The sequence below is a fragment of the Haloarcula pellucida genome (assembly GCF_014647235.1).
Taxonomy (GTDB): Archaea; Halobacteriota; Halobacteria; order Halobacteriales; family Haloarculaceae; genus Haloarcula; species Haloarcula pellucida.
In genome coordinates, this window is record NZ_BMOU01000006.1 from 197,751 (window position 1) to 218,548 (window position 20,798).

Annotated in this window: 19 protein-coding genes; 8 read left to right on the top strand and 11 right to left on the bottom strand. The window is 65.6% G+C overall.

The window, feature by feature from the left end; genetic code table 11:
- Positions 1 to 263: 263 nt before the first annotated feature.
- The 4 genes from IEY28_RS17685 to IEY28_RS17700 all read right to left on the bottom strand — a co-directional run bounded on the left by IEY28_RS17685 (position 264) and on the right by IEY28_RS17700 (position 5,164).
- On the bottom strand, positions 264 to 1,940 hold the full coding sequence (locus IEY28_RS17685) for a transposase (RefSeq protein WP_189001054.1): 1,677 nt from the start codon (positions 1,938 to 1,940) through the stop codon (positions 264 to 266).
- Between the two features lie 97 nt (positions 1,941 to 2,037).
- Complete coding sequence (locus IEY28_RS17690; protein ID WP_007344095.1) at positions 2,038 to 2,307, bottom strand: DUF8036 family membrane protein; 270 nt, start codon at positions 2,305 to 2,307, stop codon at positions 2,038 to 2,040.
- A gap of 145 nt (positions 2,308 to 2,452) precedes the next feature.
- On the bottom strand, positions 2,453 to 2,743 hold the full coding sequence (locus IEY28_RS17695; protein WP_008308706.1) for an ArsR/SmtB family transcription factor: 291 nt from the start codon (positions 2,741 to 2,743) through the stop codon (positions 2,453 to 2,455).
- A gap of 1,512 nt (positions 2,744 to 4,255) precedes the next feature.
- Positions 4,256 to 5,164, bottom strand: coding sequence for a serine/threonine-protein kinase RIO2 (locus IEY28_RS17700; RefSeq protein WP_189001057.1), 909 nt, complete (start codon positions 5,162 to 5,164; stop codon positions 4,256 to 4,258).
- A gap of 151 nt (positions 5,165 to 5,315) precedes the next feature.
- Between IEY28_RS17700 and IEY28_RS17705 the strand changes: the two genes are divergently transcribed.
- The 4 genes from IEY28_RS17705 (at position 5,316) to IEY28_RS17720 (ending at position 10,513) form a co-directional block, all read left to right on the top strand.
- On the top strand, positions 5,316 to 5,774 hold the full coding sequence (locus IEY28_RS17705; protein WP_189001060.1) for an Lrp/AsnC family transcriptional regulator: 459 nt from the start codon (positions 5,316 to 5,318) through the stop codon (positions 5,772 to 5,774).
- 444 nt (positions 5,775 to 6,218) lie between these two features.
- Positions 6,219 to 7,706 (top strand): proton-conducting transporter transmembrane domain-containing protein, encoded by a 1,488-nt coding sequence (locus tag IEY28_RS17710; RefSeq protein ID WP_189001063.1) that lies wholly within the window; start codon positions 6,219 to 6,221, stop codon positions 7,704 to 7,706.
- Positions 7,696 to 10,125 (top strand): DUF2309 domain-containing protein, encoded by a 2,430-nt coding sequence (locus IEY28_RS17715; protein WP_189001066.1) that lies wholly within the window; start codon positions 7,696 to 7,698, stop codon positions 10,123 to 10,125. The genes IEY28_RS17710 and IEY28_RS17715 overlap by 11 nt, the downstream gene beginning before the upstream one ends.
- 241 nt (positions 10,126 to 10,366) lie before the next feature.
- Positions 10,367 to 10,513: a DUF1328 family protein gene (locus tag IEY28_RS17720; protein ID WP_189001394.1), complete on the top strand. Its 147-nt coding sequence runs from the start codon at positions 10,367 to 10,369 to the stop codon at positions 10,511 to 10,513.
- Positions 10,514 to 10,556: 43 nt separating this feature from the next.
- Here the strand turns inward: IEY28_RS17720 and IEY28_RS17725 are convergent, their stop codons facing one another.
- The 7 genes from IEY28_RS17725 to IEY28_RS17755 form a co-directional block, all read right to left on the bottom strand.
- Positions 10,557 to 11,888, bottom strand: coding sequence for a right-handed parallel beta-helix repeat-containing protein (locus IEY28_RS17725; protein ID WP_189001071.1), 1,332 nt, complete (start codon positions 11,886 to 11,888; stop codon positions 10,557 to 10,559).
- A gap of 191 nt (positions 11,889 to 12,079) precedes the next feature.
- On the bottom strand, positions 12,080 to 12,319 hold the full coding sequence (locus tag IEY28_RS17730) for a VOC family protein (protein WP_189001073.1): 240 nt from the start codon (positions 12,317 to 12,319) through the stop codon (positions 12,080 to 12,082).
- Positions 12,319 to 12,741: an acyl-CoA thioesterase gene (locus tag IEY28_RS17735; protein WP_189001076.1), complete on the bottom strand. Its 423-nt coding sequence runs from the start codon at positions 12,739 to 12,741 to the stop codon at positions 12,319 to 12,321. The genes IEY28_RS17730 and IEY28_RS17735 overlap by 1 nt, the downstream gene beginning before the upstream one ends.
- Positions 12,738 to 13,262 (bottom strand): peptide-methionine (S)-S-oxide reductase MsrA, encoded by a 525-nt coding sequence (gene msrA / locus IEY28_RS17740; RefSeq protein ID WP_189001079.1) that lies wholly within the window; start codon positions 13,260 to 13,262, stop codon positions 12,738 to 12,740. Before msrA ends, IEY28_RS17735 begins: the two co-directional genes overlap by 4 nt.
- Before the next feature lie 54 nt (positions 13,263 to 13,316).
- The gene (locus tag IEY28_RS17745; RefSeq protein ID WP_189001082.1) at positions 13,317 to 15,689 is read right to left on the bottom strand and encodes a heavy metal translocating P-type ATPase; all 2,373 of its coding nucleotides are present in this window, start codon (positions 15,687 to 15,689) and stop codon (positions 13,317 to 13,319) included.
- A gap of 1 nt (position 15,690) precedes the next feature.
- Complete coding sequence (locus IEY28_RS17750; RefSeq protein ID WP_189001085.1) at positions 15,691 to 16,464, bottom strand: sulfite exporter TauE/SafE family protein; 774 nt, start codon at positions 16,462 to 16,464, stop codon at positions 15,691 to 15,693.
- Between the two features lies 1 nt (position 16,465).
- A complete protein-coding gene (locus tag IEY28_RS17755; protein ID WP_166968379.1) occupies positions 16,466 to 16,642 on the bottom strand; it encodes a DUF8131 family protein in 177 nt (58 codons plus the stop codon).
- 159 nt (positions 16,643 to 16,801) lie between these two features.
- Between IEY28_RS17755 and IEY28_RS17760 the strand changes: the two genes are divergently transcribed.
- The 4 genes from IEY28_RS17760 to IEY28_RS17775 are packed head-to-tail and all read left to right on the top strand — an operon-like array spanning position 16,802 to position 20,787.
- Positions 16,802 to 17,995: a halocyanin domain-containing protein gene (locus tag IEY28_RS17760; RefSeq protein WP_189001089.1), complete on the top strand. Its 1,194-nt coding sequence runs from the start codon at positions 16,802 to 16,804 to the stop codon at positions 17,993 to 17,995.
- 6 nt (positions 17,996 to 18,001) lie between these two features.
- Positions 18,002 to 18,529: a cytochrome c oxidase subunit II gene (locus IEY28_RS17765; RefSeq protein ID WP_189001092.1), complete on the top strand. Its 528-nt coding sequence runs from the start codon at positions 18,002 to 18,004 to the stop codon at positions 18,527 to 18,529.
- Positions 18,529 to 20,217 (top strand): b(o/a)3-type cytochrome-c oxidase subunit 1, encoded by a 1,689-nt coding sequence (locus tag IEY28_RS17770; RefSeq protein ID WP_189001095.1) that lies wholly within the window; start codon positions 18,529 to 18,531, stop codon positions 20,215 to 20,217. Before IEY28_RS17765 ends, IEY28_RS17770 begins: the two co-directional genes overlap by 1 nt.
- A gap of 21 nt (positions 20,218 to 20,238) precedes the next feature.
- A complete protein-coding gene (locus IEY28_RS17775) occupies positions 20,239 to 20,787 on the top strand; it encodes a hypothetical protein (protein ID WP_189001098.1) in 549 nt (182 codons plus the stop codon).
- The last annotated feature ends 11 nt before the right edge of the window (positions 20,788 to 20,798 follow it).

Here is a 20,798-nt window from a genome sequence, read left to right on the forward strand (position 1 = left end):
GCGCCTGTTCTTCCCCTCACGATAAATCAGTCTCCCGGTCATCTGCTCGACCTCTTTGTTGTGGCGCATCCTTGGAAGTTGAGACTACAGTGGGTTTAGCGGGCCTGTGATGCGCGAATTTGACCGATTCGGTCAGCGGAAACTACTCCAGATCACTCTCCAAGCGGCCATTCCTGTCAAACCTTCAACCATATGGGCAGATTTTTCAGACATCCAATAGTGTAGCCACTCAGACGGCGCGCTAACCCAGACAGAGTGTCTCTCTACCCGATTCCAGTTTCCTTCTTCAGCAGCGTCAGCGTGTTGTCCGCTGTAATCACCGGTGAGTGCTCATACTCGCCAGTCAATTCGGCTTGGACGAGGAGATCGACAGCTCGCCAGATCGAGTACAGCAGACACGCAAACGCGAAGTAGAAGAATCGCAGCCCAAAGTTCTTCGACGTTGTCGCCGCCATGAACCGTTTGATCGACCTGTACCCACTCTCGATCTCCCACCTGTAGCCGTACTCCGTAAGGTGTCCGCTCCCCCGATTCGTCATGAACACCGAATACTGCCGGTGATCGTCGTGCTCGGAGTCCTCTTTCCGTCGGTAGATCAGCGTCGTCTCGTGCCACTCGTTCTTGCCGAGGTGGAGCTTCCGGTCAGTTTCATATCGGCCTTGATCGCGCTGGAGCAATCGCTTGGCCTGGGCTTTCTCGCTGGTCTGCATCCGCTTCGGAACGACGTAGGAGTGCCCGCGCTGACTAATCATCTCCAGGACGTGCTGGCTATCGAACTCCCGGTCCATCAGTACGTTATCGACGTGAACGAGCTCTTCAGCCGAATCCAGCAAGTCCTCGACGATTTCTAGTCGTGACTCGCCTTTCCGTACCGGGCGGGCATCGAGGACGAGTGGGACAGCGTTCCCGACCAGCTGGACGGTCGCCCACTGATAGGCGTACTCGTCGGTCTGTTCTTTCGTCCCGATGATCTCGTCCTCGTGGCCGGTCCGGTCGCCGGTGAAGGGAGCAGCCTCGGTGATGTCGATAGCGACGATCCCTGCCCGGAAGAACTTCTCCGTCTCTGCGACCTCATCAATGAGTCGTCGAATCGCCTGCCGGTACATCGCTCGAATCTGCTCGATAGAGAGATCACGAATGTGGTCGCGGTGGGCGTGTCCGAGTGGTGTCCGCTCCCGCGTTGACTCGTGGACGAAACTGCGAGCACCCTCGTTTGCAGCCAGCCGCTCGCGCAGTCCGAGATACGTCTGTAGGTCCCAAAAAGCGTGCTCGTGGACCTCACAGCCCTCGCCACGATTGAGCGAGAACGCAGGGAACACGACACGGCTGACGTGCTCGGTGACTCTATCGGCGTTGTCCAGAATGGCTCGGTCGTCTGGAACCGATTCGTCCACGTCATCGCAACGAGCCGGGAGGATCTGCTCTGGTTCGCGGGGGACGGTGACGTCGGCGTTCTGCGCTTTGATGAGAATCGTTCGAGCCGCTTTCTGGACCGTCTCGCGAAGCTCATCGTTGAAGCGCGTGTGCCAACTGCGCCAGAGTGTCGATTGGTCGGGAACGGCACCCAGCCCAAGACATTCACAGAGTTCGAGATGGCTTTCGAGGTACTCGCAGAGTGCGGTCTCGTGCTCCCACCCGTGGAGTTCCTTCAGAACGAATAACCGAAATAGTGTGTCAATCTCGTAGCGAGTTGGTCCCACGTAGCGGTCGTGTACGTTGAACTGAAAATACGCTAGCGGAAGTGAGCAAACGAACTTCTCAACTGACTCGTGGTGGACGTGATCGAACCAAGCTCCTGCGACGGCGCGAATATCCGACTCTAATCCGGCAAGTGAAGCGCGGTCATACAGCGGGTTTGAAGTATAGACTGGCCACTTGATAGTCGGTTGGCGAGCAATTCGACGGAAGACAGTCCGGCGTGACTCACGCGTCACACCCACATCAGGAGATAGCTGGAGAGGCTAAAGAGTCCGTCTAATCGGTGAACGAAATCAGTCTATGAAAGCCACCTCAGACCTCTGAAAAATTGATTCGAACTCAGGTCTGGCTCTGATAGAGGAGAACTAGGATGGCAAGTCCGATGAAGAAGTCCGGGAGAAACACGAAGGCGCCGATATTTGGGCGAGGGCGGAAGCCGAAGACGTTGTGTACTACTGGATTTGACGTACCCGCGTATAGGAGCAGCGCGAGGCTTAGCACAAGCAGGCTTGCTGTGTACTTGTTCGGAAGGTCGCGATAAAGCTGCACGTAGATGACTGCGAGTGCCACCAGTAACACGAGGTTCAGGGTTGTAAAGAAAACCTCCATCCGAATGAGCAGTTCAACCTGGGAGGACAGCGCCCTCGACGGAGGGCCATGGGACGGAACTGATGTGAATAGTGCGACTAAGAGTGCGATACCACTCGCGGCGGTCGCACTCGCTACTGTCGTTCCAAGTGGACTCTTGATCCAGTTACGAATCATCATCAACTCCGGCCTGTTCCGCCACGTCTTCCATAATGTCGAGGTTGTTCATCATTCTGTCTGAGAGGAAGTACATCTGCCCGTAATTGTCACCCTCCGTGGTCACGATATTGCTCTCCTCGAGGACTTCGAGATGGTGCTGCACTGTTTTGTAGTTCAAATCTAGGTCATTCGACAATTGATTGGTGTTTCGTGGCTGGTCGTTGAGTGCGCGGAGGATACGAAGTCGATTTCGGCCTCCACGAGACCCACCAATGAGCCACCAGAGCAACTGCCGCATCTATCGAGTATTCATTTGGTCGGGGCAAATACATTCTGTCTCGGTCCGAACGATACTATACCCCCGAATTAGTCACTAATCCAAGAGACAATTCGATCAGCGATTTCACCGTTATTGTTGTCTTGCATCATGAGATGTGTATTTCCGGATATCCCTTCATCCGGAAGGCTAAGTAGCGTCGATGCGGGACTTGTCTCTCCTGCGAGTTCTGCAGTTGTCTGGGTCGCTTCCTTGCGACCAGTCTGTCCGCGCTCGTCGACATAATCGCCATACACACCCATAAACGGTGCATCACCACCCATCTCCGCTACAGTTTGCGGGTCAGTCGGCGCACCGACCGGCTCAACTGCGATGATCCGTTCAACGAGGTCTGGCACAGCTTGTGCAACCGTGAATCCGGAACTACCGCCCGCTGAGTGAACGAGCAGTACTACCGGACCAACACGATTGAGAAGCGCCTCTAGAGCGGCAGTCTCTTGGGGTGATGCGAACTGACTCCCACCGCCACCTCCGGTAGTCGACCCAGTCTGGGTTCCAGCTGCTGTCTCAGTGGAATCCGCAGGTGTGGAGTTCTGGTCGCCGCCACGTCCACCCGTCTGGCCCCCACTTTGTCTACCGCCACCTCCGCCACCAGTGCTAACGTATGCGGGGAATGACGCAACGAGTTGGTCGACCGACTCAACCGGGTATCGAACGTCCTCGTATGGGTCACCGACTTCAGGTCCGAACCCCCACGTCGGCCATGCTCGATCGATAGACCACCGAGAGAGTGACGCAGAGTCAGAGCTCTGGAGGGCAGCAGTGTCTAAGCCACCTGAATCGACGTTTCGAGGCGGGTTGAATACATACACTGGGTGGCCAGCTTCGGCAAAGTACTCCACCCAGCCGCGTCGACCGTCAGGTGTCGTCCGGTAAATGTACGGTGACAACCCAAGGCCAGGCACCATTACGACGGGTGACTTGTCGGTGGCCGTATCGGGCCGTGTATATACGACTTCAGCACGTCCGTCGATGACCGTACTACTGCTTGTGTCTGCGTTGCCGACGTAGAAGTTACCGAACGTCGGAGAGTCGTCATTCTGTTGTTCGGATTGCGGAGAAGTCTCAGGAGAGGTCTGTGTATTGGTGTTCGGTCCGCTGTTGTCTGTTGTGCTGTTGCACCCTGCGATAGTCGCAGCAAGTGCGACTCCAGTTGCGCGAAGAAACGCTTTCCGAGAGATGCCCGATGACATACAGATCGTACTGACCGGGGAACTGACTTAGTCGATTGCCGAAATCGGCCACAGGTTAGGCACAAATTCATTCCAGTTCATGCAGAACGCCCGATATTGACAAATGATGTTAGATTGGGATAATACTGTATCGCCCAGAGCGTATGCATTGAGAGCGCCAGTCTCAACTACTCGCGCATCCTGATTTGATATAGCGGCATTCACTTTATCCGGCGGCCGGAGGGCGTCGCTCAGATCATCGACTCACCGCTTTAGGGCCCTCGGAACGCGAAAATCGGAGTCAGTCGGTGTGGTCGGCCAGCGCGTCGAAGGTCGCCGACGTGAGCGCCTCGACGACGCTGTCGACGTCCACGTCGCCGACGTGGGCGGGGTACTTCCGCTGGAAGTAGCTCACGATGTTGTCGACGTCACGCGTCAACAGTTCACGTGCGTTCTCGTGGTCGGTCGGCACCGCCTGGGGCCAGTCGAAGACGACGACCCCTTGCGTCGTGACGAAGACGTTGTACTCGCTCATGTCCGCGTGGACGAATCCCTCCCCGTAGGCCGTCTGCATCTCGTCTAGAATCAGTTCTAGCACGGGGACGACCTGTTCGGGTTCGAGGCCGGTCCGGGAGAGTTCGACGCCGTCGACTTTCTCCATCACGATGGCGTGCCGGTTCGTATCGATGGGCTGGGGAACCGAGACATCTGGATACAGCGTCTCCAGCGCCTCGTACTCTCGTTCGGCGGCCTTCCGGGCAGTGTAGAGCCACGAGACGTGGTCTCGGTCGGACGTGTAGTCCCGTTCCCGCATCACTTCCCGGAAGTTGGTGTACCCCTCGCGGTGGTACTTCAGGGCCATCGGCTTGTAGGACTGCACTTCGTAGACGTCGCTTTCCTTGCCGACGCCCAGCGGCGCGCCGAACCCCTCGATGGTGTCGCGCTCGACGAAGGTGTGCAACGCGAGCGCGTCGTACCCCTCGAAGGTGAGTTTGAACCCCTCGTACTGGATGGTCTTGCGCTCTACGAGCTCCCGGTCCTCACAGCGGTCCAGCCGGTAGTCGACGTTCTCGGCGGACAGGCGGGAGAACTCCGTGAGTTTCTCGCGGTTGACGTACTCGGAGAACCGCATCCCCTGTTCGACGCCGGAGAGCAAGTGGAAGTCCTCCGGCTCCAGCTCCGGCATCACAGAGGCGACGTTCTGGACCATTAGCTGCCCATAATCGTCCGACTCGTAAAAACTCGGCGCGTCGAGCGTCTCGCGGTAGTAAATCAGATACCGCTATATCGAATCGTCCCACGTCGCCACGGCGAACGCCGAGAGCCGAAGTACCTTTGTCGACGACGCGGGACGAATCTGTATGGGCGACGACATAGACGAAGTGGACCAAGAAATCCTCCACGCGCTTCAGGAGGACGCTCGAAACACGTCGTCGGGCGACATCGCTGACCGGACCGGCACGTCCGACAGTACGGTTCGAAAGCGAATCCAGCGCCTCGAATCCGACGGAATCATCAAGGGATACAGCGCCGAGGTCGACTACCAGCAGTCGGGGTATCCCCTCCGGATGCTACTGTTCTGTACCGCCTCGATACCCGAACGTGGCAATCTCATCCCCGAGATTCTCGACATAGACGGCGTCATCTCCGTACAGGAACTGGTCACGGGCGAACAGAACTTGCTCGTCACCGTCGTCGGCGAGACGGACAGCGACATCACGCCCGTCGCACAGAAACTGCTCGACATGGGGCTGACCGTCGCCGACGAAGTGCTCGTCCGCAGCCACGAGACGACGCCGTTCGGCGAGTTCACGGAGTAGTCCGCGGCGTCCGCTTCGTCTCGACCACGGCCGGCAATTCACGGACTGGTCGAAACTCGGCACTAACTCGACCGAATTGTTCGACACACGCTCGGTCCGCCCCGCTCGCTCGTGAGAGCCATCCCGGCGTCGGTGGCCCACCCGAGCACCTCGAAACTGACACTGCCGGATGTTGCCTCGGACTGCCGCTACTCGCCGGCTACGTCCGCATCTCGGCGTCGCCCCGACATCTTTCCTCCCCGTCTCCACCGTTGTCAGACTCCAGCCGACGTCGTCCCTTGGCCAATAACCATAATGTTCTATAATATGCAATATCTGGAACGTTTTGGTAGAATAGAAGACTTTAACAAACAGTTTGTTCGTATAGGTGGATGAATGCGACCGGTAACCGTCACTGGCCCGAGACTCCCGCGGTGGCGGTGACCGGTCGACACGGAACAAACGATGACAGAACAACAGCAGACGACGGCGGTCGGACAGCTTCCGAACACGGGGACGAAGTCGACGTCGCTGGCGCCCCGAGTGTTCACATGCGTCGTGTGGGCGCTGTGTGTCGCCAGCCTCGGCGTTCTCGTCGCCCGATTCGTCGTCGACGGCGCGTGGACGCTCCCCGGCGTGGCCGCCGTAGACGGACTCACCGCCGTCATGTGGGTTGTCGTCACCTTCTTCAGCGGTATCGTCCACAGCTACTCGCGCCGCTACATGGCCGGGAGCCGGACTATAGACCGCTTCTTCGGCGGCGTGTTCGCGTTCACGCTGGCCGTGATGGTGCTGGTCGCGGCCGACCACGTCGCGCTCTTTGCCGCCGCGTGGGTGGCGATGGGGATCGTGATGGCCGACTTGATAGGCCACGTCCGTGGCTGGCCACAGGCACAGGCCGCGGCCACACTCGCTCGCCGCTACTTCCTCGCGAGCGGCGCCCTGCTGACCGTCGCGCTCGTGACGCTGTGGCTGTCGACGGGGGCGACGACCGTCTCCGGTATCGTCGCCGCCGCCGACACCGTCCCACAGACGGCGTGGCTGGTCGCGGCGGGGGCGCTCCTGCTGGCGGCGATGATACAGTCCGCGCTGGTGCCGTTCCACACGTGGCTGCTCTCCTCGATGACCGCCCCAACGCCGGCGTCGGCGCTCATGCACGCCGGCTTCGTCAACGCGGGCGGCGTCCTGCTGGTCCGCTTCGCTCCGGTGGTCACCGCCGACGCGCAGTTCATGCTCCTGTTGCTGGCCGTCGGCGCGACGAGCGCCCTGCTGGGGAAACTCCTCAAGACCGTCCAGTCCGACGTGAAGCGCCAACTGGGCTGCTCGACGGTCGGCCAGATGGGCTTCATGATCATGCAGGCCGGCCTCGGCTTCTTCGGCGCGGCGCTCACGCACCTCGTCCTGCACGGGTTCTACAAGGCCTACCAGTTCCTCTCGGCAGGGGAACAGGTCGAACAGACGGCGCCGGGCAAGGCCGATTCGCAGTCGGCCGGCGTCCTCGGTGCCGGCGTCGCCCTCCTGTCCGCGCTCGCAGGTGGTGCCGTCTTCGCCGCCCTCACCGGCAAGGGGACCCACTTCGACAGCGGCCTCCTGCTGGCGGGACTGGTGGTGCTGACGACGCTCCACGCGACCCGCACGGCCGTCGCGCAGACGGACCTGCCCGCCGCGGTCCGGTTCGGGGCCGTGCCGGTCGTCTTCCTGCCGGCGATAGCCGTCTACGCCCTCGCCTACAACCTCGTCCACGCCCTGCTGGTGGACGTGCCGGTCGTCACGGCACCCGCCGACCTGACGCTCGTCCACGGCGTCGTCGCGGCCGCCTTCCTCGCCGTCTACGTCGCCATCGAGCGTGGCGCGTACGAGCACAGCCAGCGCCTGTACGTGGCGCTCCTGAACCTGAGCCAACCACCCTCTGACACCGTTCTGACTGCCAAGGAGGACTACAATGAGTACTGAGACCCAGATTCGTGACAGCATCGAACAGGCCGCGACCGCGGTCGGAGACGTCTGGCCGCTCCACTCGTTCGTGACGGCCAACCCGCTCTCGGGCTTCGAAGACCAGCCGTTCCACGAGGCCGTCTCGGAGGCCGGGGAACTGTTCGACGCCGACGGCTACCCGAGCGTCGAGGTGTTCCGCCGGGCCTGGGAGGCAGGCCAGATAGCCCCCGACGTCCTCCGTGCCGAACTGGCCGACCACGGGTACGACACGGACCCGGAGACATCGCTGGAGCGTATGACCGCGGCGCCGACCGACACGGACGACGAACAGGCCGTCGAGGACGAGGTGGACCGCCTCCTGACGAAGTGGCTGTCGTCGTTCCTCGACCAGGGGCAGGCCGAGTGGCCGATGCCGAACCGCGAGCAGGGGTTCTACGCCGCGTTCCACGCCGTGGCCCGTCACGACGGCGAGATTCCCGATTCCGGGGCTATCGCCGACCTGCCCGACGACCCGGTCGACGCGCTCGAACACCTCCTCGCGGACTCGCCGGCCGACCGCCTGCCGGACGTCTTCGAACACCACCTGACGGCCCTGCCGGGCTGGACGGGCTACGTCAAACAACGTGCGGCCGACGGCGGCGACTGGCAGTCCGCCTACCCCGTCACGCTCGCGGGGTATCTGGCGGCCCGCCTGACGCTCGCGGACCTGCTCGGCGCGCCCATCGACCCCCTCGACGCCCCGGGCACCACCCGCACCGTCGACCCGGTCGGCGAGACCGAAGACGTCCCGTTGCGCGAGTGCTGGCTGACCGCGTGGGAGGCCAGCTATCGCGAGGAACTGGTCGACGCCGTCAGCGACGCCAGCGAGTCCCGCGCCGAGGCCGACGAGGGCGGCCGTCCGGACGCCCAACTCGTCTTCTGTATCGACACCCGCTCGGAGATACTCCGCCGCCACCTCGAAGCCACGGGCGACTACGACACGCACGGCTACGCCGGTTTCTTCGGCGTCCCGATGCGCTACGAGGGGTACGACGCCGACGTGGCCGTCGACGCCTGCCCGCCAATCGTCGACGCCCAGCACCACGTCGCCGACCGTCCGACGAAGGGCGCCGACGACGCGCAGGCCGACTACGACCGCTGGTCGGCGACGCTCGACGCCGGCGGCAAACTCCTCGCGGCGCTCAAGAAGAACGCCGCGACGGCGTTCAGTTTCGTCGAGACGACCGGGAGCGGCTACGGCGCCGCGCTGGCGGCCCGCACGCTCGCGCCGGCCCGCGCCGCCGGCCTCCTCGACGCCGCCGACGACCGCACCCCCGACGACCACGAGTTCTGCGCGCCCGGCGTGGACTACAACCCGGACGGCGTCCACGAACTCCGCGAAGGGCTCACCCTCGAGGAGAAGGTCGAGTACGCCGCGACGGCCTTCGACCTGATGGGCTGGGAGACGTTCGCCCGCCTCGTCGTGTTCACCGGCCACGCCAGCGAGACGGCGAACAACCCGTTCGATTCGAGTCTGGACTGCGGCGCCTGTGCCGGCAACCCCGGCGGACCGAGCGCGCGCGTCCTCGCTGCCATCTGTAACGACGAGGCGGTCGTCGAGGAACTCCGCGAGCGCGGGTTCGACGTCCCCGAGGACACCGTCTTCCTCGCCGGCGAGCACAACACGACGACCGACGCGGTGACCCTCTACGCCGACCACGTTCCAGAGAGCCACCACGACGACCTCGAACAACTCCGCACGGACCTCGGTACGGCCCGTGAGGGGGCGGCCGCCGAGCGCGCCGCCTCGATGGATGCCGAGGGCGCGGGCGTCCGCGAGACGGAGCGCCGCGCCGCCGACTGGGCGGAGACCCGTCCCGAGTGGGGCCTCGCCGGTAACGCCGGGTTCGTCGTCGGCCCCCGCGACTTGACGGAGGGCACCGACCTCGACGGGCGCGCGTTCCTCCACTCCTACGACTGGACGACCGACCCCGACGGCGACGCGCTGGCGGCCATCATGGCCGGCCCGATGGTCGTCACCCAGTGGATAAACAGCCAGTACTACTTCGCCACCGTCGACACCGCCGTCTTCGGGAGCGGGTCGAAGGTCACCCACAACCCGGTCGGTAACGTCGGCGTCTATCAGGGCAACGGCGGCGACCTGATGACCGGCCTCCCACTCCAGTCCGTGATGGCCGCCGACGACGACCCACACCACCAGCCCCTGCGCCTCTCGACGGTGATTCACGCGCCCGTCGACCGCGTCACCGACGTGCTGGCCGACCACGAGGAACTCACCGACCTGCTCGACAACGGCTGGCTCTCGCTGACCGTCGTCGACCCCACGCAGGACCACTGCGCGTTCCACTACGAGGACGAGTTGGCGTGGACGCCGGTGTCCGAGGGGCCCGCCGTCGACGCGGCGGAGCAGACTGCGCCGACGGTCGCAGACGACTGAGCCGACACGAACCCGGCCCGGACGAACGCCGTCTGACTGTCTCGGAACGGACCATCGGGGCTGGCGGGACGCTCTCACCGACGGCACGGCCGTCTATCCTTGCACTTGCAACGCGAGCCGATTCGGCGGCCCGCGGCGTACGACGGGTGTCGCATGACTAACCCACCGTCGACCAGTTCCGACCCTGTCCCGAACCGTCTCGCCAGACAGCGACCCGACGCGAGGTGGTGGTGACGTGGCGATACTCGAACTCGCCGTCGGGTTCTTCGTCCTCGCCGTCGCCGCGGGTCTCGTCGGCGCTCGCGGTGTCGCCGGCATGTCGATGACTATCGCGAAGTGGCTCGTCCTCGCCTTCCTCGTACTGGCTGTGGTGTCGCTCCTGTTGTAGGTCGGTGTGGAGACGGGGCCGGTGGTCGCGTGCGGGGCGGGCGCTACGGCGCGCCGGCCTCGGCCACCGACTCGTTCAGCCACGGGTCGAAGCGGACGTTGGACTCGCCCGCCGTCGTCGGTGACTCGGACACGGCACCACCCTGCCCGTCAGCGAGCGTCCCGGTCTCCGGGTCGGCGAACGGGGCGTCCGTGTCGTTCGCACTCGACGGCCCACTAGCGGCACCCCAGTAGTTCGCCGTCGCGTTCAGCGTCGCCGAGCGCTCGTTGTTGACGGCCCAGAGCGTGCTGTTCACGATGGCGTTCCGACTGACGTCGATTCGCTCTGTCCCGACGATTCCGGGCGCACAGACGCGGCTCTCCGGGAGGTAGAGTCCGAGGTCGTTTCCGGCAACGTCGTTGTGCCGAATCACGAGCGGGACGTGCGTCGCTGTCGTCTCGAGGCCGACAGCGTTCTCCCGAAGCGTGTTGTTTGCGACGAGGGTCTGCCGGTCGGTGTCGTCGGTACCGGTCGGCCCGGTCGTCGCGACCAGAACGCCCTGTTTGGTGTGCGTGATTCGGTTCTGCCGAATCTCCGTGTCGGACGAATCTCCATCGACCACGACGCCGTCGGTGTGGTACGAGACGCTGTTGTTCACGACCGCCGTCCCGGTGGCACGGGCTATCTCTACCCCCGTTCCGGCGTCCTGTAACGATGCGTTCCACTCGAACTCGAAGGACTCGTCGCACTCGACACAGCCACGGATGCTGTTGTTCGCGACCGTCGTGTTCCGTGCCCCGTCGTCGACGTTGAGCGCGGTCCCACGAGTGAACCTGCCGAACCTGTTGTCGGTGACCACCGCGTCGGTGGTGTTCGCGAGGGTGACCCCGTAGCTAGACGGCGTCGTCGTCGCCCCGAAGCCACCGGCGCCGTAGAACCCGCTCGACTCGATGCGGACGCTCGTCGAGTCGGTCACTGAGATGCCGACTTGGTTGTCCGACAGTGTGACGTTCCTGACGGTGACGCCGTCGACGCCGTCGACCGTGATGGCCGACGTCTCGTAGTAGCTGTCGGCGCTGAGGTTACGAACGGTCACGTTCGAGAGCCGCCGGTCCTCGGCCCCGACGCTGACAGGGGTCGCCAAACGGGGAACCTCGATGGTGTGCCCCTGGCCGTCGAGGACGACGTCGCTCGCCCGCACGCGGAGACACGGTTCGTCTGTGAGTTCCTCTCTGGAGAGGTTCCGCGTGAGGACGTAGCGACCGGGGTCGGTGATGATCCGACACTCGGTGATCGCGGTCGGCCCGGATGCCTGTGTCTGTGCGTCCACCACCGGCGTCGCGGCCACCGGGGCGAGGACGAGAATAGCGAGCAGTACTGGTGTGCGTAGTTTCATGCCCTTTGTGACGACTACTCGCGGGCCTGTAACTATCTATCATATAATGTGATTAAAACGAGACTAAGCGGAGGAACGGGCCGCAGATGTCGACGGAGGTCGTGATGGCGATAGCCTCGCTGGGCGCGGCCATCAGCGTCGCGGGGGCTATGACCCGTCGGCGACGGGCGCGACGAGGGCGTCGACGACCACTATCTCGTCGCCACACCCGACGAAGACAGGCGTCCACGCGAGCGACCTCGATTCGGCGGCGTCGGCGAGAGGGTCCGGCCCGCGTCGGCGCCGTAGAGATGGTGGGTGAACTCGTCCTCGAAGTTGACCGTCCGCACCAGCGGCCGGAGCCCCGACCCCGCGACGTCGAACGCCGCGTTGCGCTGTGGGTCGCCGCCGATGGCCGAGACGTGGTGGACGCCCGGCGTGTCCGAGCGCATCAGAGGCCTTCGAACTGGGTGATGGCCTCGCGCCAGTCGTCGGGAATCTCCTGTGGCGCCTCGGCCTCGCGGTCGTAGGTGACGACGGTCGTCTCGCCCGTGGCCGCGACGGCGTCGCCGTCGCGAACCTCGTACTCGAACGGGAAGCTCTTGGTGCCGAGACGGGGGACCCGGACGCCGACGGTGACCGCCTCGGCCGACTGAACGGGGCGCTCGTAGTCGAGTTCGAGGTTCGCGATGACGATGCCGGTCCCCTCGCCCTCCGCCGAGAGGTACGACCGGTCGCCGCGGGCGACGACCTCTGCGAGGTAGTCGATGCGGGCCTCTTCGAGGTAGGTCCCGTAGCGGACGTTGTTGACGTGGCCGTAGGTGTCCAAATCGTCGTAGCGGACGTCCACCGTCGTCGTGAACTCGAAGCTCATGCCAGCAACTCCGCGTGCTTCTGTTTCAGTTTCTCTATCTTCGGCGGGATGGTCATCTGACAGTAGCCCTGATTCGGGTTCTTCTCGAAGTAGTCCTGGTGGTACTCCTCGGCGGGGTAGAACGTCTCCAGCGGTTCGACTTCGGTGACGATGTCGTCGTCGTAGCCGGGTCGTATCTCCTCGATGAACGCCTCGACGGTCTCCCGCTGGGCGTCGTCGTGGTAGAACACTGCCGAGCGGTACTGGGTGCCCACGTCGTTGCCCTGTCGGTTCAGCGTCGTCGGATTGTGGGTCGTGAAGAACACCGCGAGGAGGTCCTCGTAGCTCACGACGTCGGGGTCGAACGTCAGCTGGACGCACTCGGCGTGGCCCGTCTCCTCGCGACAGACCGCCTCGTAGGAGGGGTTCTCGACGTGGCCGCCGGCGTATCCCGACACCACGTCTTCGACCCCGTTCACCTGTTTGAACACCGACTCTGTACACCAGAAACAGCCGCCGGCGAAGGTCGCTTGTTCGGTCATCGTCCCGCTGTAGGCGCGGCACGCACAAAAGCAGACGGACGGTTGCGAGGCCGCTCAGTCGGCGTCGGCGGCCACTGCGTCGGTCGGTCCGACGTCCGGTCCCACCGCCCGCTCGCCTCCGAGCGACCGGGCGGAGTTCCCGACGACGAGCAGACTGCTCGCGGTCATCGCCAGCGCGGCGAACAGCGGGTTCAGCAGGCCCAGCAGTGCCAGCGGGAGCGCGACGGCGTTGTAGCAGAACGCCCACGCGAGGTTCTCTCGGATGCGTCGGCGGGTCGCCGCGGTCAGGTCGAACACGCGGGGCACCGCCCGGAGGTCGTCGGTCGTCACGACGGCGTCGGCCGCGTCGGCGGCGAGTTTCGTGCCCGAGGCCAGCGAGATACCGAGGTCGGCCGACCCCAGCGCCGGGGCGTCGTTGGTGCCGTCGCCGACCATCGCCACCGTCCCCCGCGACTGCAACCGCTCGACGACTTCGGCTTTCGCCTCGGGCGGGACGCCCGCAAACACCTCGTCGACGGCCTCGTGGTCGCGGAACGGTTCGGCGGCCTCGGGGCTGTCGCCCGTGACGACGACGACTTCGTGGTCGGCCGAGAGCCGGGTCACGACCGATTCCCACGAGTCGCGGGGGCGGTCCCCGCCGACGACGACGCCGCGGGCGCACCCGCCCCACCCGACGAGCGCGGGGACGTGCCCGTTCGCTCGTGCCTCGGCACAGCGTGCCCGGAGGTCGTCGGACACCGAGAGGCCGCAGTCGCCGAGGAGTGCGGGCGTCCCGACCACGACCCGTTCCCCGTTGACACTGGCGCTGACCCCGCGGCCGGGGTGGCGCTCGAACGCGTCGACGGCGGCGTCCGGCGGCGGCGCGGCCTCGGTCACGGCCGCCGCCAGCGGGTGGTCCGCGAACTGTTCGACGGCCGCGGCGCGACGCAGGGTCTCGTCGTCGGGTCGAGAGACGAGCGTCACCTCGCCGGTCGTCAGCGTCCCGGTCTTGTCGAGGGCGACCACGTCGACGTCGGTGGCCGTCTCGAACACCGCGCCGTCGGTGACGACGATGCCCTCTTCGAGGGCCGTCTTGACACCTGCCGCCGTCGCGAGCGGCGTCGCGAGGCCGAGTGCGCAGGGACAGGAGACCACGAGGACTGCGAGGCCGGTCAGCAGCGCGTCGGTCGCGCCCGCGCCCGCGAGGAGGTGTCCGACAGCAGCCAGGCCGGCCAGCGCGACCACCAGCGGGACGAAGACGGCGGCGACGCGGTCGACGAGTCGCTGGACGCCGTCGCGGTCGCTCTGGACGGTCCACAGCAGTTCGGTGAGGCGGTCGACCGTGCTCCGGGCGTCGGGGCCGACGCCGACGACGAGTGCGCCCTCGGTGACCATCCCGCCGCCGACGACGTCGTCGCCCTCGGTCTTGCGGACCGGGAGGGACTCCCCGGTGACCAGCGACTCGTCGACGGCACCGGTCCCCTCGACGACGGCGCCGTCGACGGGCACCCGTTCGCCGGACTTGACGACCACCTCGTCGCCGGGGTCCAGCGCCGCGAGGTCGACCGTCTCGGTGCCCGCGTCGGTCCGGCGGCGGGCCGAGTCCGCTCGCTGGGCCGTGAGGTCGGTCAGCCGCCCGGCCGCCGCCCGTCGGACCCGGTCCCGATAGTAGTCGCCGACCGACACCGCGAGGACGATGACCGTCGCCACGTCGAAGTACACCTCCGTCTCCCCGAGGCCGACGGCGACGACGCTGTAGACGAAGGCCGTGGTCGCGGCCATCGCCACCAGTAAGTCCATGTTCGGCCGGCCGGCCCGCAGGCTGACGTACGCGCCCCGTAGGAGCGGCCACCCCGTGTACCCGACGACGACGGCGGTCATCACCGCCATGTTCCACAAGAGATAGTCGCCGGCCGGCCCGGTCGGGTCGAGCAACAGCAGTCCCGGGTCGACGCCGAGGTAGGCCGGGTAGAGGAAGAGGACGTACCACAGCATCGTCATCATGCCGAAGAAGCCGCCGACGACGAGGCGACCCGCCAGTTCGTGGTCGTCCTCGCGGTCGGTGGTCTGGAACCCCGCCTCGTAGCCGGTGCCGGCCACCACTTCCGGCAGGTCGTCCTCGGCGATTGCCGCGGGGTCGTAGGTGAGTTTCATCGTCCCGGTGGCGTAACTGGCTGCCGCTGCCGTGACGCCCGCTGATTCGGTGGCCCGGGCTTCGAGGAACGTCTCGCAGGTCGCACAGTGCATCCCGTCGACGGCGAGGAAGGCCGTCTCGCCGTCGACCGTCTCGGGGTCCGGGCCGGTGTCGACGTCCTCGGCCGTCTCTCGCTCGGGGTCGTCGAGCGTCCGGGCGACCTCCAGACACCCGCGACAACAGAACGCGCCGTCGACGCCGCTGTCGGTGACGGGCGCGTCGGCGGGCAGGCCACAGAGCGTGCAGTCGGTCATATCAGGTCCACGGCATCGGCAGCGGTGGTTTCGGGACGGCGACGCCGAACGCCGCCAGTCCGTTGGCGAGCGGTACCAGCGCGAGGACGAGGAAGACGGCCCCGAGTGCGCGGTGCAGCGACGACCGGCGGCCCGGCGACAGCGACCCGAACGCGGTGCCGTAGGCGAACACCAGCGGGATGGTGCCGACGCCCAGCGCCGAAAGCGAGAGCGCGCCGGTCACGGCCGACCCCGTCGCGAAGGCATAGAGGAACGCCGGATACAGCAGCGGGCAGGGCAACAGGCCGTGCAGCGCACCCAGCGCGACCATCCCGGGGCCGTCTACGAGGTCGTCGAGTCGCGCGACCAGCGTCGCCGAGACGCGCTGGAACAGGCCGCCGACCACCGGGAGCGACGCGGCGACGTCGGTGGCCTGCCCCCGCGTCAGATAGCCGACGCCGACGGCGAGGACGAACAGGCCGACGAGGACGCCGACGACGCCGCGGACTGTGGTCGCCAGTCGTGCGAGGCCGGCGGCGTCGTACAGCAGGCCCCCGGCGGCGCCGAACGCCGCCCCCAACAGCGTGTAACTCACGGCGCGGCCGACGTTGAACAGCGCCTGCTGGCGAATCTCGTGGCCCGAGACGGGGCCACCCGAGTCGAGGCGCTCGGCGTAGGTCGTCACGAGGGGGCCACACATCCCCAGACAGTGGACGCTTCCGAGGAGACCGAGGCCGACGAACGCAGCCAGTCCGGCCGTCTCGCCAGCGGTCAGGCCGGCCGTCGCGGGACCCATCTCAGGCCGTCTGTCCCTCGTGCGGGCCGGTCATCAGCAGGAGGCTCCCGGCGATGAGGACGACGCTGACAAGCGAGAGCGCCACGATTGTCCGGCCGGTTCCGAGCAAGTAGTAGGCCACGGGCGCGAGCCCGAGGAGGGCGAGCACCGTGACCAGTCGCGGGCTGGACGTGGACATGGTCGACCGTACGATAGAGGGTGCATAAAAACCGTCGCCAGTTCTTACCCGCTGAAAAGCCGGTACGTGCTTTTTACCCTGTTCTACTGTCGCCACGAACATGGGTAGTGGAACTGATACCGGACGGACGCCGTCGGTCACGCCCGGGGAGGGTCACCGATGGCGCTGAGACGCCGCGAGTTCGTCCAGACGGCGGTCGCGGGGGCCGCGCTGGGCGCGGCCGGAACGGTGACAGCACAGGAAGAACCCGACTACGGCGGGTGGTTCGACGACGTCTCGAACTACGACGGCACCGTCGACAAGCGCGGACAGGACACTGTCGAGATCGCCGTCGGGGCACAGGGGAACAACGGCGCGTTCGCCTTCGCTCCGCCGGCAGTGATGGTCAGTCCCGGCACGGAAGTCGTCTGGACGTGGACGGGCGAGGGCGGCGGCCACAACGTCGTCTCGGACGGTGACGGGCCGCTGGACTCCGGCGAACTCGTCTCCGAACAGGGTGCGACGTACAGCTACACCTTCGAGAGCGAAGGGATGTTCAAGTACGTCTGTGAGCCACACGTGGGCCTCGGAATGAAAGGCGCCGTCGTCGTCAGGCCCGGCGGCGGCAGTAGCGGCGGCGGCACCGCCCAACAGGGGCCGCCGGCGAACCCCGACTACGGTGGGTGGTTCGACGACGTCTCGAACTACGACGGCGAGACGCTCGACCGGACCGGACAGGACAGCGTCGAGATAGCCGTCGGCGCGCAGGGCAACAACGGCGCGTTCGCCTTCGACCCGCCGGCGGTGCGCGTCTCGCCGGGCACGGAGGTCGTCTTCACCTGGACGGGCGAGGGCGGCGGCCACAACGTCGTCTCCGACGGCGACGGCCCCCTCGATTCGGGTGACCCGGTCGCCGAGGCCGGGACGACCTACAGCTACACCTTCGAGGAGACGGGTATCTACAAGTACGTCTGTGAACCGCACCTCTCGCTCGGGATGAAAGGTGCCGTCGTCGTCGGCGGGCCGCCCGGCGGAAGCGGCGGCGGTGGCGGCGGGACACAGCGCCTGCCCGTCTCCGGCCCGCGGTGGCTACTCACCGGGTCCGTCCTCTTCGCGTTCTTCACGCCGTTGCTGTACGCGGCGGCGATGCGTCACCGTGAGTCGACGCGGCCACCGCAGGACCTCGTCGGTGAGGACGGCACGGTGCCCGTCGAGGAAGCCACAGCGGCGGACCCGGCAGTCGAACTCGGCCACGAGGAGTTCGACCCGACGGGGACTGCGGCGTTGGTCGCGTTCTACTTCGTGCTCATCGCCCTGCTGTGGGTGTTCATGTACTTCGTCGAGTTCCTCGGCCGCGTCTCGGTCATCGGGTGATTCACCATGCAGGTTCACAACTTCGAAAAAGTCTGGCTCGGTGCAGCGTTGCTCCTCATCGTCGGGTTCATCGCGACGATATCGTACGGCACAGTCGGTGCTGGTATCGCGATGGTCGACGACTCGGGGGGACAGATAGACCCGCAAGCGGTCCAGAGCGGCGAAACCGGGACCACCTTCGACGACCCCGGCGTCGTCAAGCAAAACGACAGCCACTACGTCGTCTACGTGGTGGCCCAGCAGTTCCAGTTCGTCCCGGGCAGCGGTGACAACCCCATCCAGGTCCCGGCGAACACGCTGGTCACGTTCAAGGTGACCAGCGCCGACGTGATGCACGGCTTCGCCATCACGGGGACGAACATCAACACGATGGTCATCCCGGGACAGGTCGCCGAGGTCACGGCCCGCTTCGACGAGACGGGGACCTACGGGCTGGTCTGTCACGAGTACTGTGGCGCGGGCCACCACACGATGGGTGGCTCGGTCGAAGTCGTCCCGCAATCTCAGTACAACGCAACGGAGGTGACCAACTGATGGTGTTCGTCGACGAGTACCCGAAGACGTCGAAACTCGTCCGCAGCGAGTTCATCGTCGCGTTCGTCGCGCTGGGTATCGGCGCCCTCTTTGGCATCGTGCAGGCGCTCCACCGAACCGGCATGTTCCGCGGGTTCGTCAGTTCCGCGGACTACTACACGCTCCTGACGGGTCACGGCGTCCTGCTGGCGCTGGTCTTTACCACGTTCTTCATCGCCGGCCTGTTCGCGTGGGGGGTCACGAACAGCCTCGAACGCGAACTGCCACAGCGAATCGCGTGGTCGGCGTTCTGGCTGATGCTGACCGGGACGGTGCTGGCGGCCGTCGCCATCCTCGGCGGCGTCTTCGGCGCGCCGTCCGTCTTCGGTCACGACCTCGAAGCCGACGTGCTGTTCACGTTCTACGCGCCGATGAAGGCCCACCCGGCGTTCTACGTGGGCGCGGCGCTCATCATCGTCGGGTCGTGGATCGCGGGACTGGCCTACTTCAAGGCGCTGTGGGCGTGGCGGGCCGAGAACCCCGGCGAGCGCATCCCGCTGAAGACGTTCATGATCGTGACGACGATGCTGATGTGGTACATCTCCACCATCGGCGTCGCCGTCGAGGTCGTCGTCTTCCTCATCCCGTGGTCGCTGGGGCTCATCAGTCAGGTCGACCCGCTCCTGACCCGGACGCTGTTCTGGTACTTCGGCCACCCGGTCGTCTACTTCTGGCTGATGCCCGCGTACCTCGTCTGGTACACCATCCTACCGAAACTGGCCGGCGGGCGATTGTTCAGCGACCCGCTGGCCCGCATCGTGTTCGTCCTGTTCCTCCTGCTGTCGACGCCGGTCGGCTTCCACCACCAGTACGTCGACCCCGGAATCCCGGAGGGATTCAAGTTCATCGCGATGACGAACACGATGTTCCTCCTGTTGCCGTCGCTGCTGACCGCGTTCACCGTCGTCGCCAGCGTCGAACACGGGGCGCGCCAGCGCGGCGGTGAGGGGTACTTCAACTGGCTGCGGAGCCTCCCGTGGGGCGAACCGGCCTTCGCCGGGTGTATGCTCGCCGGCCTGATGTTCGCCGCCGGCGGCTTCTCGGGGATGATAAACGCCGGGATGAACATCAACTACCTCATCCACAACACGCTGTGGGTGCCCGGCCACTTCCACCTCACCGTCGGCACGGCGTTCGCGCTGACGGCGATGGCGATCAGCTACTGGCTGGTGCCCCAGATTACGGGCAAGAAGCTCCAGCGCCGGTCGGTCGCCATCGCACAGCCGTACGTCTGGTTCGTCGGCATGGCGCTGATGTCCAACGCGATGCACCGGGCCGGCCTCGCGGGCATCCCGCGACGGACCGCAGAGCCGACCTACGACGAATTTGCCTTCGAAGGACTCGTCGGTACCGTCGCCGAGATGCGCCTCCAGATAGCTATCGGTGGCCTCCTGCTGTTCCTCGGCGCCGTGATGTTCCTCGCCGTGATGGCCGAGACGTGGCTGGCCCACCGCGGCGGTCGGCTGTCGGTCAACAGCGACTTCCCGGCGCCGCTCTCCGGACCGGAACACAGTCCGCGCATCCTCGACAACTACAAGCTCTGGACGGCCATCGCGCTGGTACTCATCGTCATCGCGTACGGGCCGCCGCTGGCGAGCATGCTCGCCGACGGTGTCACGATGCCCGGGAGTCCGCCGATACCGGTCTGAGGTCGACTTCCCTATTCCACTATGTTAGACGACGTCGAAGGGCCTGAGCAGACGAGTTGGGTACGGATACTCATCATCCTCGCTATCGGTATCCCGATACTCATCGAGGTGGTGACCTTCGGCGGCCTGCTGGGTCACTACGTCGCCGGCGGCGGTGGCGACGGCGGTGCGGCGGCGACGCCGACGCCCGACGTCGAGGGCGCGACGGCCGGCGACGAGATACTCGCGGAGACGGCCGCCGTCGAACGCGTCGACAGCGCCTCGGTCGTCACCGGTAACGACGGCTGGCGGTTCACCCTCGCGGTGGCGGTCGACAACACCGGGAACAGCACCTACGAACTCCGACTCGGCACGGCGACGACGCGGGCGGGCCGGACCGTCGAGGGCAGCGACGCCACGACGGGAGAACTCCCACCCGGCGAAACGGGGTCCGTCACCGGGTCGTGGATGCTCCCGAAGGGCCAGCGACCGGCCAGCGTCGTCGTCACCGTCGTGACCACCCCAGACGACGGCACCGCCTCGGCCCAGCAGTACACCGTCGCCATCGGGGACGTCCCGGTCTCCTCCTGAGGCCCGTCGCC

Bases quoted from the DNA above. Each gene is read 5' to 3' on its own strand.
- IEY28_RS17775 (WP_189001098.1), top strand. From the start codon at position 20,239: ATGTTAGACGACGTCGAAGGGCCTGAGCAGACGAGTTGGGTACGGATA.
- IEY28_RS17750 (WP_189001085.1), bottom strand. From the start codon at position 16,464: ATGGGTCCCGCGACGGCCGGCCTGACCGCTGGCGAGACGGCCGGACTG.
- IEY28_RS17725 (WP_189001071.1), bottom strand. From the start codon at position 11,888: ATGAAACTACGCACACCAGTACTGCTCGCTATTCTCGTCCTCGCCCCG.
- IEY28_RS17695 (WP_008308706.1), bottom strand. From the start codon at position 2,743: ATGCGGCAGTTGCTCTGGTGGCTCATTGGTGGGTCTCGTGGAGGCCGA.
- IEY28_RS17755 (WP_166968379.1), bottom strand. From the start codon at position 16,642: ATGTCCACGTCCAGCCCGCGACTGGTCACGGTGCTCGCCCTCCTCGGG.
- IEY28_RS17760 (WP_189001089.1), top strand. From the start codon at position 16,802: ATGGCGCTGAGACGCCGCGAGTTCGTCCAGACGGCGGTCGCGGGGGCC.
- IEY28_RS17770 (WP_189001095.1), top strand. From the start codon at position 18,529: ATGGTGTTCGTCGACGAGTACCCGAAGACGTCGAAACTCGTCCGCAGC.
- IEY28_RS17730 (WP_189001073.1), bottom strand. From the start codon at position 12,319: ATGCGCTCGGACACGCCGGGCGTCCACCACGTCTCGGCCATCGGCGGC.
- IEY28_RS17765 (WP_189001092.1), top strand. From the start codon at position 18,002: ATGCAGGTTCACAACTTCGAAAAAGTCTGGCTCGGTGCAGCGTTGCTC.
- IEY28_RS17690 (WP_007344095.1), bottom strand. From the start codon at position 2,307: ATGGAGGTTTTCTTTACAACCCTGAACCTCGTGTTACTGGTGGCACTC.
- IEY28_RS17710 (WP_189001063.1), top strand. From the start codon at position 6,219: ATGACAGAACAACAGCAGACGACGGCGGTCGGACAGCTTCCGAACACG.
- IEY28_RS17745 (WP_189001082.1), bottom strand. From the start codon at position 15,689: ATGACCGACTGCACGCTCTGTGGCCTGCCCGCCGACGCGCCCGTCACC.
- IEY28_RS17715 (WP_189001066.1), top strand. From the start codon at position 7,696: ATGAGTACTGAGACCCAGATTCGTGACAGCATCGAACAGGCCGCGACC.
- IEY28_RS17705 (WP_189001060.1), top strand. From the start codon at position 5,316: ATGGGCGACGACATAGACGAAGTGGACCAAGAAATCCTCCACGCGCTT.
- IEY28_RS17735 (WP_189001076.1), bottom strand. From the start codon at position 12,741: ATGAGCTTCGAGTTCACGACGACGGTGGACGTCCGCTACGACGATTTG.
- msrA (WP_189001079.1), bottom strand. From the start codon at position 13,262: ATGACCGAACAAGCGACCTTCGCCGGCGGCTGTTTCTGGTGTACAGAG.
- IEY28_RS17700 (WP_189001057.1), bottom strand. From the start codon at position 5,164: ATGGTCCAGAACGTCGCCTCTGTGATGCCGGAGCTGGAGCCGGAGGAC.